Origin of the sequence: Streptomyces sp. NPDC088810, assembly GCF_044750305.1 — a bacterium.
Lineage (GTDB): Bacteria > Actinomycetota > Actinomycetes > Streptomycetales > Streptomycetaceae > Streptomyces.
On the sequence record NZ_JBIVJQ010000011.1, the window covers coordinates 72,298 to 85,349 of the forward strand.

Annotated in this window: 10 protein-coding genes; 7 read left to right on the plus strand and 3 right to left on the minus strand. The window is 72.1% G+C overall.

Annotated features, from left to right (window positions below; translation table 11 throughout):
• The 5 genes from ACIP4Y_RS29690 to ACIP4Y_RS29710 all read left to right on the plus strand — a co-directional run bounded on the left by ACIP4Y_RS29690 (position 1) and on the right by ACIP4Y_RS29710 (position 5,389).
• A complete protein-coding gene (locus ACIP4Y_RS29690; RefSeq protein WP_401398791.1) occupies positions 1 to 1,041 on the plus strand; it encodes an agmatine/peptidylarginine deiminase in 1,041 nt (346 codons plus the stop codon).
• An 18-nt stretch (positions 1,042 to 1,059) separates the two neighbouring features.
• Positions 1,060 to 1,665 (plus strand): TetR/AcrR family transcriptional regulator, encoded by a 606-nt coding sequence (locus tag ACIP4Y_RS29695; protein ID WP_401398792.1) that lies wholly within the window; start codon positions 1,060 to 1,062, stop codon positions 1,663 to 1,665.
• 66 nt (positions 1,666 to 1,731) lie between these two features.
• On the plus strand, positions 1,732 to 3,054 hold the full coding sequence (locus ACIP4Y_RS29700; protein ID WP_401398793.1) for an MFS transporter: 1,323 nt from the start codon (positions 1,732 to 1,734) through the stop codon (positions 3,052 to 3,054).
• A 285-nt stretch (positions 3,055 to 3,339) separates the two neighbouring features.
• Positions 3,340 to 4,950 carry a citramalate synthase gene (gene cimA / locus ACIP4Y_RS29705; RefSeq protein ID WP_401398794.1) on the plus strand — a complete coding sequence of 537 codons (1,611 nt, stop codon included), beginning with the start codon at positions 3,340 to 3,342 and terminating at the stop codon, positions 4,948 to 4,950.
• Between the two features lie 13 nt (positions 4,951 to 4,963).
• The gene (locus tag ACIP4Y_RS29710) at positions 4,964 to 5,389 is read left to right on the plus strand and encodes a VOC family protein (RefSeq protein ID WP_358636219.1); all 426 of its coding nucleotides are present in this window, start codon (positions 4,964 to 4,966) and stop codon (positions 5,387 to 5,389) included.
• Between the two features lie 25 nt (positions 5,390 to 5,414).
• Here ACIP4Y_RS29710 and ACIP4Y_RS29715 read toward each other — a convergent pair whose 3' ends face one another.
• The 3 genes from ACIP4Y_RS29715 to ACIP4Y_RS29725 are packed head-to-tail and all read right to left on the minus strand — an operon-like array spanning position 5,415 to position 8,442.
• The gene (locus ACIP4Y_RS29715) at positions 5,415 to 6,017 is read right to left on the minus strand and encodes a GPP34 family phosphoprotein (protein ID WP_401398795.1); all 603 of its coding nucleotides are present in this window, start codon (positions 6,015 to 6,017) and stop codon (positions 5,415 to 5,417) included.
• Positions 6,018 to 6,071: 54 nt separating this feature from the next.
• Complete coding sequence (locus ACIP4Y_RS29720) at positions 6,072 to 6,560, minus strand: hypothetical protein (RefSeq protein WP_401398796.1); 489 nt, start codon at positions 6,558 to 6,560, stop codon at positions 6,072 to 6,074.
• A 16-nt stretch (positions 6,561 to 6,576) separates the two neighbouring features.
• Positions 6,577 to 8,442 (minus strand): ricin-type beta-trefoil lectin domain protein, encoded by a 1,866-nt coding sequence (locus ACIP4Y_RS29725; protein WP_401398797.1) that lies wholly within the window; start codon positions 8,440 to 8,442, stop codon positions 6,577 to 6,579.
• Positions 8,443 to 8,567: 125 nt separating this feature from the next.
• On the opposite strand from ACIP4Y_RS29725, the gene ACIP4Y_RS29730 reads away from it, so the two are divergent.
• Together ACIP4Y_RS29730 and ACIP4Y_RS29735 are read left to right on the plus strand one after the other, a co-directional pair.
• On the plus strand, positions 8,568 to 11,582 hold the full coding sequence (locus ACIP4Y_RS29730) for a glycoside hydrolase family 3 N-terminal domain-containing protein (protein WP_401398798.1): 3,015 nt from the start codon (positions 8,568 to 8,570) through the stop codon (positions 11,580 to 11,582).
• Positions 11,583 to 11,635: 53 nt separating this feature from the next.
• Positions 11,636 to 12,991, plus strand: a complete 1,356-nt coding sequence (locus tag ACIP4Y_RS29735) for a hypothetical protein (RefSeq protein WP_401398799.1) — start codon at positions 11,636 to 11,638, stop codon at positions 12,989 to 12,991.
• Positions 12,992 to 13,052 lie beyond the last annotated feature (61 nt).

Sequence of the window (13,052 nt, forward strand, 5' to 3'; positions counted from 1 at the left end):
ATGACCACCCCCGCCGCCGACGGCTTCCGCATGCCCGCCGAGTGGACCCCGCACGAGCGCACCTGGATGGCCTGGCCCAGCCCCAATCCGACCTTCGACGACCCGGACGACCTCCGCCTGTCCCGCACGGCCTGGGCGTCGGTGGCGCGTGCCGTCCTCCGCTTCGAGCCGGTGACCGTCGTGTGCGGCCCCGGCCAGTCGGCGGACGCCCAGGCGCTGCTCGGCCCCGGCGTCGACACCGTCGAGCGGGAGCTGGACGACGCCTGGATGCGGGACATCGGCCCCACCTTCCTCACCGACGGCAAGGGCCGGCTGGCCGCCGTCGACTGGACGTTCAACGGCTGGGGTGCCCAGGACTGGGCCCGCTGGGAGCACGACGCCACGATCGGCGCGTACGTCTCCGACCTCGCGGGCGCGAAGACGTACGCCTCGAAGCTGGTCAACGAGGGCGGTGCGATCCACGTCGACGGCGAGGGCACCGTGCTGCTCACCGAGACCGTGCAGCTCGGCCCCGAGCGCAACCCGCACTGGTCGAAAGAGGAGGTCGAGGCGGAGATCCACGCCCACCTCGGCACCAGCAAGGCCATCTGGCTGCCGCGCGGCCTGACCGGCGACTACCCTCCCCATGGCTTCGGCACCCTCGGCCACGTCGACATCGTCGCCGCGTTCGCCCGGCCGGGTGTCGTGGTCGCCCACCACCAGCCGGACCCGGCGCACCCCGACCACGAGGTCACCAAGGAGGTCGTCGGCCTGCTGAAGTCGGCGACCGACGCGCGGGGCCGCCGCCTGGAGGTCGTGGAGGTGCCCGCGCCGACCGCCCTGGAGGCCGACGGCCACTGGGCCGACTACTCCTACATCAACCACTACCTGTGCAACGGCGGCGTCGTGCTGTGCGGCTTCGACGACCCGCGCGACGAGACAGCCGCCGGGATCTTCCGCCGGCTGTTCCCCGAACGCACAGTGACCCTGGTGGACGCGCGTACGATCTTCGCGGGCGGAGGCGGTATCCACTGCATCACGCAACAGCAGCCGAAGGTCTGACACGTACAGGAGCAGCAGATGGCCGGTGCGGGCCGGGCGCGCAGGAACGCGCCGCCGCGCGAGGAGGTCCTCGCCGCCGCCATGGACATGATCGCCGAGCGCGGTCTGGAGAAGCTCACCATGGCGGGGCTGGGCCGCGAGGTCGGCATGAGCAGCGGCCATCTCCTGTACTACTTCCGCTCCAAGGACGAGCTGCTGCTCCAGACCCTGGAGTGGAGCGAGGGCCGGCTGGGCGCGGAACGGGCGCGGCTGCTGGCCGGTCCCGGGAGCGCACGGGAACGGCTGTCCGCGTACGTCGACCTGTACGTCCCCGACGGTCACCGCGACCCGCACTGGACCCTGTGGCTGGAGGTCTGGAACCGCTCGCAGAACGCCGACGAGGACGCCCGTGCCCGGCAGGCGGCGATCGAGGGTGCGTGGCACCGGGACCTGGTCGCGCTGATCGCCGAGGGCATCTCGCGGAGGGAGTTCCGTCCGGTGGACGCGGACCGCTTCGCCACGAGGTTGCGTGCGCTGCTCGACGGATTCTCCATCCACGTGGCGATCGGGCTGCGCGGGACCGATCGCGCCCAGGTTCTGCGGCACGTGCGGGAGTTCATCGAGGATGCGTTGCCGGTCGGGTAGCTGCGGGTCCGTCGTGGCCGGTTGCCGGAGGAATCGTTCGCTCCGCCGGCGGGCAGGTAACGGCCCATGGGACGACAACACTGGAAGAAGATCTGGGTCGGCTCGGCGGGGAACATGGTCGAGTGGTTCGACTGGTTCGTGTACGCGAGCTTCGCCACGTACTTCGCCGGCGCCTTCTTCCCGAGCGGCAACCCCACCGCCCAGCTGATGAACACCGCCGGCATCTTCGCCGTCGGTTTCTTCATGCGCCCCGTCGGCGGCTGGCTGCTGGGCCGGATCGGTGACCGCAAGGGCCGCAAGGCCGCGCTGACGCTGACCGTGACGCTCATGTCGGCCTCGGCGGTCCTCATCGCCGTCGCCCCCACCTACGGGGTCGCCGGCTACGGCGGCGCGCTCGTCCTGCTCGTCGCCCGCCTGCTCCAGGGCCTGTCCGTGGGCGGCGAGTACGCGGCCAGCGCCACCTATCTGACCGAGGCCTCGGACCCGAGGCGCCGCGGCTTCGCCTCCAGCTTCCAGTACGTCTCCATGACCGCCGGCCAGATCGTGGGCCTCGGCCTGCAGATCGTCCTCCAGCGCACCATGTCCGACGACGCCCTGCACAGCTACGGCTGGCGCATCCCGTTCGTCGTCGGCGCGCTCGGCGCGGCCGTCGTCTTCTATCTGCGCCGGAACATGCTGGAGACCGAGGTGTACGAGGAGGACACCTCGCACGCCGGGGAGCGCGGCACCCTGCGCGCGCTGTGGCAGCACAGGCGGGAGGCGTTCCTGGTCGTCGCCCTCACCATGGGCGGCACGGTGGCCTACTACACGTACACCACCTACCTCACCAAGTACCTGTCCAACTCGGCGGGCCTGTCCAAGGAGACCGCGACCCTGGTCTCCTTCACCGCGCTGATCGTCTTCGCCTGCCTCCAGCCGCTCGCGGGCGCCCTCTCCGACCGCATCGGCCGCCGCCCGCTGCTGATCACCTTCGCCGTCGGCTCCACCTTCCTGACGGTCCCGATCATGACGCTGTTGCGGCACGCGGACGGCTACTGGTCCGCCCTGGGCCTCGCCCTGCTCGCGCTGGTCGTGGTCACCGGCTACACCTCCATCAACGCCTGTGTGAAGGCCGAGCTGTTCCCGACCGGTGTCCGCGCGCTCGGCGTCGCCCTGCCGTACGCCATCGCCAACGCCCTCTTCGGCGGCACCGCCGAGTACGTCGCGCTGTGGTTCAAGAAGGGCGGCATCGAGTCCGGCTTCTACTGGTACGTGGCCGCCTGCGCCGCCGTGTCCCTCGTGGTGTACGTCACCATGCGCGAGACGAAGGACCTGGACCTGGGCCGGGTGAAGGCCGCCCGGGGGGCCGGGGACGGATCCGCGGAGTCCACCGTGACGACCGCATCCTGAGACGGACGGTGAGCCGGGGGCGGGGCTGTGCCAGACTGCCCCCGTGCTCTCGTTCGCCATGATTATGGGCAGCAGGCGCGCCGGTCCGCAGTGACCACCTCGTACGACCAGGTGCGGGTGGCCACCGTCGTCCTCGACCCGCGCGCAGACCTCTCGCACCCGCGAGGGGTTTTTTCGTTTTCCGGCCCACCTTCAGCCGGCGGCGAAGCGCGAGGGAGCATGGAGGAACGGTGGAGCCGGTCAATCCGGTAAAGACCGAAGATCCACAACAGGAGCCTTGAGACCATGACCGAGACGGCAACCAGCGAGCTCGACGACTCGTTCCACGTCTTCGACACCACGCTGCGCGACGGCGCGCAGCGCGAGGGCATCAACCTCACCGTCGCGGACAAGCTCGCCATCGCCCGGCACCTGGACGACTTCGGCGTGGGCTTCATCGAGGGCGGCTGGCCCGGCGCGAACCCCCGCGACACCGAGTTCTTCGCCCGCGCACAGGCGGAGATCGACTTCCGGCACGCCCAACTGGTCGCCTTCGGCGCCACCCGCCGCGCCGGTGCAAAGGCCGCCGAGGACCCGCAGGTCAACGCCCTGCTGGAGTCCGGCGCCCCGGTGATCACGCTGGTCGCCAAGTCGCACGACCGGCACGTGGAGCTGGCGCTGCGCACCACCCTGGACGAGAACCTGGAGATGGTCCGCGACACCGTGTCGTACCTGCGGGAGCAGGGCCGCCGGGTCTTCGTGGACTGCGAGCACTTCTTCGACGGCTACCGCGCCAACGCCGAGTACGCCAAGGCGGTCGTCCGTACGGCCGCGGAGGCCGGCGCCGACGTCGTCATCCTCTGCGACACCAACGGCGGCATGCTCCCCGCCCAGGTGCACGCGGTGGTCGCCACCGTCCTCGCCGACACCGGCGCCCGGCTCGGCATCCACGCCCAGGACGACACCGGCTGCGCGGTCGCCAACACCCTCGCCGCCGTCGACGCGGGCGCCACGCACGTGCAGTGCACGGCCAACGGCTACGGCGAGCGCGTCGGCAACGCCAACCTGTTCCCGGTGGTCGCGGCCCTGGAGCTGAAGTACGGCAAGAAGGTGCTGCCCGACGGCAAGCTCCGCGAGACGACCCGGATCTCGCACGCCATCGCCGAGGTCGTCAACCTCACCCCCTCCACCCACCAGCCGTACGTCGGCGTCTCCGCCTTCGCCCACAAGGCCGGCCTGCACGCCTCCGCCATCAAGGTCGACCCGGACCTGTACCAGCACATCGACCCCGAGCTGGTCGGCAACACCATGCGCATGCTGGTCTCCGACATGGCGGGCCGCGCCTCGGTCGAGCTGAAGGGCAAGGAGCTGGGCATCGACCTGGGCGGCGACCGGGAGCTGGTCGGCCGGGTGGTCGAGCGGGTGAAGGAGCGCGAACTCGAGGGCTACACCTACGAGGCCGCCGACGCCTCCTTCGAGCTGCTGCTGCGCGCCGAGGTCGAGGGCCGCCCGCTGAAGTACTTCGACGTCGAGTCCTGGCGGGCCATCGTCGAGGACCGCCCCGACGGCACCCACGCCAACGAGGCCACGGTGAAGCTGTGGGCCAAGAGCGAGCGGATCGTCGCCACCGCCGAGGGCAACGGCCCGGTCAACGCCCTGGACCGCGCCCTGCGCGTGGCACTGGAGAAGATCTACCCGCAGCTCGCCCAGCTGGACCTGGTCGACTACAAGGTCCGCATCCTGGAGGGCAAGCACGGCACCTCCTCCACCACCCGGGTGCTCATCTCCACCTCGGACGGCTCCGGCGAGTGGTCCACGGTCGGCGTGGCCGAGAACGTCATCGCCGCCTCCTGGCAGGCCCTGGAGGACGCCTACACGTACGGCCTCCTCCGCGCGGGCGTGGCGCCCGCGGAGTAGCCACAGTGGAGGCATGACCGCAGAAACCCATGACGTGCTCTCCCGGGCCCGCGTCGCGACCCGGCTGCCCGCCCGGGACCTGGACCGGGCCCGCCGCTTCTACGCCGAGAAGCTGGGCCTGTACCCGGTGGACGAGCGGCCCGGCGGGCTGCTGTACCGGTGCGCGGGCGTGGACTTCGTCGTGTTCCGCTCGACGGGGGCCTCGCCCGGCACCTTCACCCAGATGGCCTTCGAGGTGGACGACATCGGCGCAGCCGTGACGGAGTTGCGCCGCCGGGGCGTGGTCTTCGAGGAGGTCGACGTGCCCGGCTTGCGCACCCGGGAGGGCATCGCCGACATCGAGGGCAACTACCCGAGCAAGGGCGCGCGCGGCGAGCGGGGCGCGTGGTTCCGGGACAGCGAGGGAAACCTGCTGGGCATCGGCCAGCTGATCCTGTGAGGCGCGCCGGCACCTGCCGCGCCGCTCAGGGCGCGCGCCAGATGTTGTCGAAGGCGACGTTCTCGATGCGGCGGCGTTCGCGGACGGCCTCCAGTTCGGTCACCGCGTCGCCGACCGCGACCAGGACGGTGACGACCGCCTCGTCCTCGGGCTCCGGGCCGGCCGTCCGTCCGTCCTGGATGCCCAGGGTCGCGGCGAGGCCGGTGAGGACTGCGTCGCGGGACTCCCAGCGGTCGGTCGCGTGGCGCCGGGCGGCGGTGTCGGCCGGGATGTCGTCCCGGCTCCGGCCCGGCAGCCAGCGCCGGCGCCTGCCGGTGACCTGCCCGGCGGCCTCCAGGGTGTCCCGGTAGGCCACGGCCAGCCCCTCACCCCGCCGCCACAGCCAGTCCTCGACGGTCTCGTACGGCTCCTGCCGCACCAGCGCCGCCCCCGCCTCGTCCAGCATCCGGTCACCCGTGGTCAGCACCGGTCCGGGCACGATGCGCTCGCCGTCCAGGGTGAGCGCCCGGGCGCCGAGCAGGTCGATCAACTCGGCGCCGGCGAGCGCCAGCGACAGGTCGCCCTGCTCGACGGGGTGCTCACCGGGCACGTCCAGGCTGACGAGGAACAGATCCTGCGGTGTGGTCATACCCCCACCATGGTCCGGCGGCGGCGGATCCGCACCACGCCACACCGCCCTGGCTCAGCAGGCGTCCGCGGCGAGCCGCTCGAACGCGCGCAGGCTCATCACCCGGTCGTCCGCCCACACCTGCCCGGGCCGCAGCCGGCCGATCTGCTCGCCGGTGAACTCCACGACCCCGTTGTAGGAGTCGCCGCTGACGTAGTGCCCGAACCCGAGGACGTAGTGCCGCCGGGGCAGCAGCTCCTGCTTCCCCCGGTGCCGGGCCCGCCAGCCCGCGGGCGGGCCGAACAGGGGGAACTCGGCGTCGCCGTGCAGCCCCTCCTTCTTCGCGTCCCAGCCGGTGGTGACGGGCCCCTCCCCGCCGCCGCGGGCCCGCCCGTCCAGGCGCGGGCCCTGATAGCTGTCGTCACCGCACGGCCGGAACACCGCGTACGGCGTCCCGTCCGCGCCGGCCCGCACCCCCGCGAGCGGCAGGTCGACGGCGGCACAGCCGCTCAGCAGCAGCATCCCGCCGACGATCCCCACCGCCACGGCCCCCGTACGTCGCATGATCCGCCTTACCGCCTCATCGCAGGGTCCACTTCTGGTTGGCGGCTCCCGTGCAGGTCCAGATCTGGGCCCGGGCCCCGTTCGCCGACGCGTTGTCCGTGACGTCGAGGCACTTGTCCGCCGCCGTGTTCACCACATCACCCGTGGACGCGTTGTACGACCACCGTTGGGCGCCGGTTCCGTTGCAGTCGTACAACTGCACCTTGGCCCCGTCCGCGGTCGAACCGGACGTCACGTCCAGGCACTTGCCGAGCGCCTGGAGCGACCCGTCGGCCTGCACGGTCCACTGCTGGGCCGTGCTGCCGTTGCAGTCGTAGAGCTGCACCGCCGTACCGTTGGCGCTCGAACCGCCCGCCACGTCCAGGCACTTGCCGGCGAGGCCCACGAAGGCTCCGGTCCTGGCGCCACCGCCGGACTGGGTGCCGGACCAGGCGAAGGTGGCCGAGGTCTTGCCGGGCAGCGAGTAAGTGGCGTGCTGGGAGCCCCAGTTGATGGTCACGGTCCGGGCCGACGAGGAGTCGTTGTAGGCGATCAGCGCCTTGCTGCCGTCGGGGTTGCGCCAGGCCACGTTCGGCACCGCGGTGGAGGCGGTCGAGGCGATGCGCTGGGCGCCGGGGCGGACGAACCTGGTCAGGTGGCCCATGTCGTAGTACTCGACGGTGTAGTCGACGGTTCCGCTCGCGCCGTCGCCGTTGTGCACGGTGATCAGGCCCGTGCAGGTGCCGCAGCCGCCGTTGTGCGGGCCCATGTTCTGGTCCACGGCCAGCGACCACTTGGTCACCGATTTCGCCCAGTTGCGGGTGTAGGAGATGATGTCGGACATGTCCTCGCGCTGCTGGCTGGCGATCCAGGTGCCGCCGGAGTGCTCGGTGCCGAAGGCGTCCAGTGCGGGGTACTGGTTGTGCACGGAGGTCTGCTTGGCGACGTCGCCGCCGTAGCCGTGCCAGGCGATGCCGCCGAAGTTGGGGTGGCTGCGGACGGCCGGGTCGTCCACGGTCTGGGCCGCGTAGGAGTCGTAGACGTCCCAGTTCCAGTCGTGCGCCAGCACCTTGGTGGTCAGGCCCGCCGACTGGAGCTTGGGCAGCAGCTCGTTCTTCGTGAAGTACGCGAGGCCGCTCGCGTTCCAGCTCATCGACGGGTAGCCGGAACAGCAGGTCGGCTCGTTCTGTGCGGTGACGTACGAGACGTTGATCCCCTGGTCCTTGTACGCCTGGAGGTACTTCACGAAGTAGGAGGCGTACGCGCCGTAGTCCTCGGCCTTCAGCCAGCCGCCGTTGAGCGAGCCGCTGTCCTTCATCCAGGCCGGTGCCGTCCACGGCGAGGCCATCACGGTCAGGGACGGGTTCAGCTGGAGCGCCTGCCTGGTCAGCGGGACGACGTCGGCGAGGTCGTGCGCGATGGAGAAGCTCGCCAGGGACGGGTCGGTCTGGCCGGCCGGCACGTCGTCGTAGGTGTAGCCGTAGCGGGCGAGGTCGGAGGCGCCCATGGGGTTGCGCAGGAACGACAGGCCGATGCCGTCCGTCGGCGAGAACAGCTTGCGCATGGCCGCGTCCCGGGTCGCCTGGGACAGCGCCCCGCTGCTGTTCATCAGCCAGGCGGCGGTGTCCGTGAAGGACGCGCCGCCGCCGGTGAACGTCTGGTAGCGGGTGTTCTCGTCCACGGTGATGTTCTCGCCGCCGCCACCCGTCCCGGACTGGAAGGAGAACGGGGTCTGCGGCTGCAGGCCGCGTACGACGTGCCGGCCGGCGGAGTCGTCGGTGGTGGTGAGCCAGGCGGTGACCTGCTCACCGGCCGCGTGAGCGGGGGGTGCGGCCACACTGAGACCGGCTGCGGAGAGCAGCCCGGCGAGCAACAGCCGGACTGCGTGGGGGGATCTCCTCATGGTGCGTCGCCCTTCCTTCTCGGATCGGCGGAGCTGACGGGTCGTCTTGACGGGGGTGTGCGCCCCTAGTTAACTCACGGCGTGAGCTAAGCCCTGAGTGAACCATGAGAGCCGAGGGAAGGTCCATGCGAAGAACCGCCCTGCTCGCCTCCGCCGCACTCCTCGCCGGTCTGCTGCCCTGGGCGGCGACCGCGCGAGCCGCCGACGAGCCCACCCCCGTCCCGGTCGACCGCTTCGAGGGCGAGGTGCCCTTCGCCGCCCAGCCGGCCGAGGGCATCTTCACCTGGGGCGGCGACGCCGACGACCCGCCCACGCTCCGCCTCGCCGACCGCGCCGACGCCCCCGAGGGCGGCAAGGTCCTCGCCGGCACCTACGACATCAGCGGCTACGGCGGCTTCACCCACGACTTCGCCGCCACCGCGCCCGCCCACGACTGGTCCGACCGTCAGGGCATCCGCTTCTGGTGGGAGGGGCGCAACAACGGCAGGAAGATCGCCTTCGAGATCAAGGACGGCGGGGCGAACGGGGAGGCGTCCGAACTCTGGACCACCTCCTTCACCGACGACTTCACCGGCTGGAAGCAGATCCGGCTCCCCTTCACCGACTTCGCCTACCGCACCGACTACCAGCCCGTCGGCGGCATCGACCACGTCCTCGGCCTCAAGGAGATGTGGGGTTACGCCCTCACCCTCCCGCCCGACGCCCAGGGCGACTTCGCCCTGGACGGCGTGGAGCTGTACGGCGAGGCCGATCAGGCGCTGCGGGCCTCCGTCACCACCGACGCCCCCGTCCACCCGGTCGAGGAGGGCGGGAGGGCCGCGGTGAGGGTCACCGTGGCCACCACCGGCGAGGCGCCCCTCACCGGCCCGGTCACCGTCACCTACGCCACGGCGGACGGCACCGCGACCGCCGGCACGGACTACACCCCCGTCTCCGGCACCCTCACCTTCCCGGCCGGCACCGCCTCCGGCACCGCGCGGACCATCGCCGTGCCCACCCGCCGGGACCGGGCGGCCGAGCCCGCCGAGACCATCCCCCTCAAGCTCACGGTCACCGGGGCGAAGGCCCCCGCCGAGACCCCGCAGATCGTGATCGACGCGCACGGACTGCCGTATCTCAACGCCGCGTTGCCGGTCAGGAAGCGGGTCGCGGACCTGCTGGGCCGGATGTCCCTGGCGGAGAAGGCCGGCCAGATGACCCAGGCCGAGCGCGGCGCCGTCGGCCAGGGGGCCGACATCGCCGCCTACGGCCTCGGCTCCCTGCTCTCCGGCGGCGGCTCGACACCCACGCCCAACACCCCCGGGGCCTGGGCGAAGATGATCGACGGCTTCCAGCTGCGCACCCGGGCCACGCGCTTCCAGATCCCGCTGGTCTACGGCGTCGACGCCGTCCACGGCCACAACAACCTCTCCGGCGCCACCGTCATGCCGCACAACATCGGCATCGGCGCCACCCGGGACCCGCAACTCGCCTACCGCACAGGCGCGGTGACCGCCGCCGAGGTCCGCGCGACCGGCATCCCCTGGGACTTCGCCCCCTGCCTGTGCGTGAGCCGCGACGAACGCTGGGGCCGCGCCTACGAGTCCTTCGGCGAGGACCCGGCCCTCGTGGACTCCATGGAGACCGTGATCCAGGGCCTCCAGGGCCGCGCGAACGGCAAGGACCTGAGCCGGAACGACAAGGTGCTCGCGACGGCCAAGCACTTCGCGGGCGACGGCGGCACCGCGTACGGCTCCTCGACCACCGGCACCTACACCATCGACCAGGGCGTCACCAAGGTCACCCGCGAGCAGCTGGAGGACGTCCACCTGGCGCCGTTCCGCACGGCCGTCGAGCGGGGCGTCGGCACGGTCATGCCGTCGTACTCCTCCCTCGACATCGCCGGCGACGGCAAGGGCGCGGTGAAGATGCACGCCCGCGGTGACCTGATCAACGGCGTGCTCAAGGGCCGCATGGGCTTCGACGGCTTCGTCGTCAGCGACTGGAACGCCATCGACCAGCTCCCCGGCGACTACGCGTCCCACGTCCGCACCTCCGTCGACGCGGGCGTCGACATGATGATGGTGCCGTACACCTACAAGGAGTTCAGCACCACGCTCGCCGACGAGGTGAAGGCCGGGCGGATCAGCGAGCAGCGGATCGACGACGCCGTCTCCCGCATCCTGACCGAGAAGTTCGAGCTCGGCCTCTTCGAGCACCCGTACGCCGACACCAGCGGGGCCGCCGCCATCGGTTCCCGGGCCCACCGGGAGGTCGCCCGCCGGGCCGCCGCCGAGTCGCAGGTGCTGCTGAAGAACGCGGGCGGGCTGCTGCCGCTGAAGAAGAGCGAGAAGGTGTACGTCGCCGGGTCGAACGCCGACGACATCGGCAACCAGACCGGCGGCTGGACCCTCACCTGGCAGGGCGCCTCCGGGAACACCGTCCCCGGCACGACGATCCTGCAGGGCCTGCGGGAGGCGGGCGGGAACATCACCTACTCGAAGGACGCCTCCGCTCCCACCGGCGGTTACGACGCCGGGGTGGTCGTGGTCGGCGAGACCCCGTACGCCGAGGGCGTCGGTGACGTCGGCAACGGCCACGACCTGAAGCTGTCCGCCGCCGACCAGGCTGCCGTGGACAAGGTGTGCGCGGCCATGAAGTGCGCGGTGCTGATCGTCTCCGGCCGCCCCCAGCTCGTCGGCGACCGGCTGGACGAGATCGACGCCCTGGTCGCCTCCTGGCTGCCCGGCACCGAGGGCGAGGGCGTCGCCGACGTCCTCTACGGCCGGCGCCCCTTCACCGGACAGCTCCCGGTCACCTGGCCCCGGTCGGACGCCCAGCTGCCGATCAACGTGGGCGACGCGTCGTACGACCCGCAGTTCCCCTACGGCTGGGGCCTGACCACCCTCACCCCGGTCCCGAAGGGCGGTACGGCAACCCTGCGCGACCTCGCCGCGCGGGCCGCGGCGGCCGAGCGGCACGGCGACGGCCGGACCGGACGCGCGCTGGTCACCCAGGCACGGCTGCTGGTCCAGCAGAGGACGGGCGGCCGCCTCACGCAGGCGGTGGCGGGGCCCTTCGCCGACGCCGACCACCTGCTGCTGACCGGCCGGTACGGAAAGGCGGTGGAGAAGCTGGCGCAGGCGTACCGGGCGGTGTGATCCCGGCACCGGTTGAATGACCGGTTTGGGGAGGCTTCGGGTACTTTCGAGGTATGAAGGCCGTGCCGCGGACCCGAAGCCTGCCCGCCCTGCTCCTGGCCGTCCTGGCCCTGGTGCTGGCCACCCTGTACGCGCCCGGGGCGAGCGCGGACACCAGCGTCTCCGCGGTCGCCCGCGCCCTGCGCCAGAGCCCGGTCTACGTCGACCCGGCGGCCCGGGGCCAGCTGTCCGCCGCGGACGCCGACACGCTCGCCGCCCGGATCAAGGACGCCGACAAACCCCTGTTCATCGCCGTTCTCCCGGCCGGGTACCCCACCACGAACCTCTTCGCCGACCTGCGCTCCGCGACCGGCGTCACCGGCCTGTACGGCATCCGCCTCGGCGACCGCTTCGACGCCCGCGCCGACTCCTCCGTCATGTCGGCCACGGCCCGCCAGAACCTGGTCCGCAGCGTCCAGGGCGAGGACGCCAAGGCCCAGCTGGCCGACTTCACCGACCGCGCCCTGGCCCGCATGGGCGGACACGCCCCGCGCAGCTGGGGCGGCTCGGCCGGCAACGGCGGCATGTCCAGCACGGCGCTGATCACGACGGCCGTCGTCCTGGTGGCCGCCGGAGCGGGCGGCTACGCGCTGGTCCACCGCACCCGCAGGCGCCGCGAGCAGGAACAGCGGGCGGCCCTGGAGCGGCTGCGGGTGGTCGTGGACGAGGACATCACCGCGTTCGGCGAGGAACTCGACCGCCTCGACTTCCACCCCTCGGAACCGGGCGCCGACGACGCGATGCGCGCCGACTACGAGCGGGCCCTGGACGCCTACGAGACCGCCAAACAGCGGATGGGCGCGGCCCACAGACCGGAGGACGTCCGGACGGTCACCGAGGCACTGGAGGACGGCCGCTTCTCCCTCGCCCAGCTGGCCGCCCGCCGCGAACACCGCCCGCTGCCGGAACGCCGGCCACCGTGCTTCTTCGACCCCCGCCACGGCCCCTCGGTCTCCGACGCCACCTGGACCCCGCCCGGCGGCGCCGCGCGCCAGGTCCCCGTCTGCGCCGCCGACGCCACCCGCCTGGCCGACGGCCGCGACCCCGTCATCCGCGAGGTGGACACCGACTACGGCCGCCGCCCCTACTGGGACGCGGGCCCCGCCTACGGCCCCTGGGCCGGCGGCTACTTCGGGGGCGGCCTCCTCCCCGGCCTCCTCGTCGGCACCCTGCTGGGCAGCATGATGGCCACGCCCTCGTACGCCGCCGACTACGGCACCGGGTACGGCGACTTCGGCGGCGGCGGTTTCGAGGGCGGGGACGTCTCCGGCACCGACTTCGACCCCGGTGACTTCGGCGGCGGCTTCGGAGACGGAGGCGGCGACTTCGGCGGCGGCGACGGCGGAGGGGACTTCGGCGGCAGCTTCTGAGCGGTCTAGGCACCCGTTCCGTCTCAGCGGGCAATGTTGTCAAGGAAGTCGCTCCAGGCGG

Bases quoted from the DNA above. Each gene is read 5' to 3' on its own strand.
- ACIP4Y_RS29690 (WP_401398791.1), top strand. From the start codon at position 1: ATGACCACCCCCGCCGCCGACGGCTTCCGCATGCCCGCCGAGTGGACC.
- ACIP4Y_RS29695 (WP_401398792.1), top strand. From the start codon at position 1,060: ATGGCCGGTGCGGGCCGGGCGCGCAGGAACGCGCCGCCGCGCGAGGAG.
- ACIP4Y_RS29700 (WP_401398793.1), top strand. From the start codon at position 1,732: ATGGGACGACAACACTGGAAGAAGATCTGGGTCGGCTCGGCGGGGAAC.
- cimA (WP_401398794.1), top strand. From the start codon at position 3,340: ATGACCGAGACGGCAACCAGCGAGCTCGACGACTCGTTCCACGTCTTC.
- ACIP4Y_RS29710 (WP_358636219.1), top strand. From the start codon at position 4,964: ATGACCGCAGAAACCCATGACGTGCTCTCCCGGGCCCGCGTCGCGACC.
- ACIP4Y_RS29715 (WP_401398795.1), bottom strand. From the start codon at position 6,017: ATGACCACACCGCAGGATCTGTTCCTCGTCAGCCTGGACGTGCCCGGT.
- ACIP4Y_RS29720 (WP_401398796.1), bottom strand. From the start codon at position 6,560: ATGCGACGTACGGGGGCCGTGGCGGTGGGGATCGTCGGCGGGATGCTG.
- ACIP4Y_RS29725 (WP_401398797.1), bottom strand. From the start codon at position 8,442: ATGAGGAGATCCCCCCACGCAGTCCGGCTGTTGCTCGCCGGGCTGCTC.
- ACIP4Y_RS29730 (WP_401398798.1), top strand. From the start codon at position 8,568: ATGCGAAGAACCGCCCTGCTCGCCTCCGCCGCACTCCTCGCCGGTCTG.
- ACIP4Y_RS29735 (WP_401398799.1), top strand. From the start codon at position 11,636: ATGAAGGCCGTGCCGCGGACCCGAAGCCTGCCCGCCCTGCTCCTGGCC.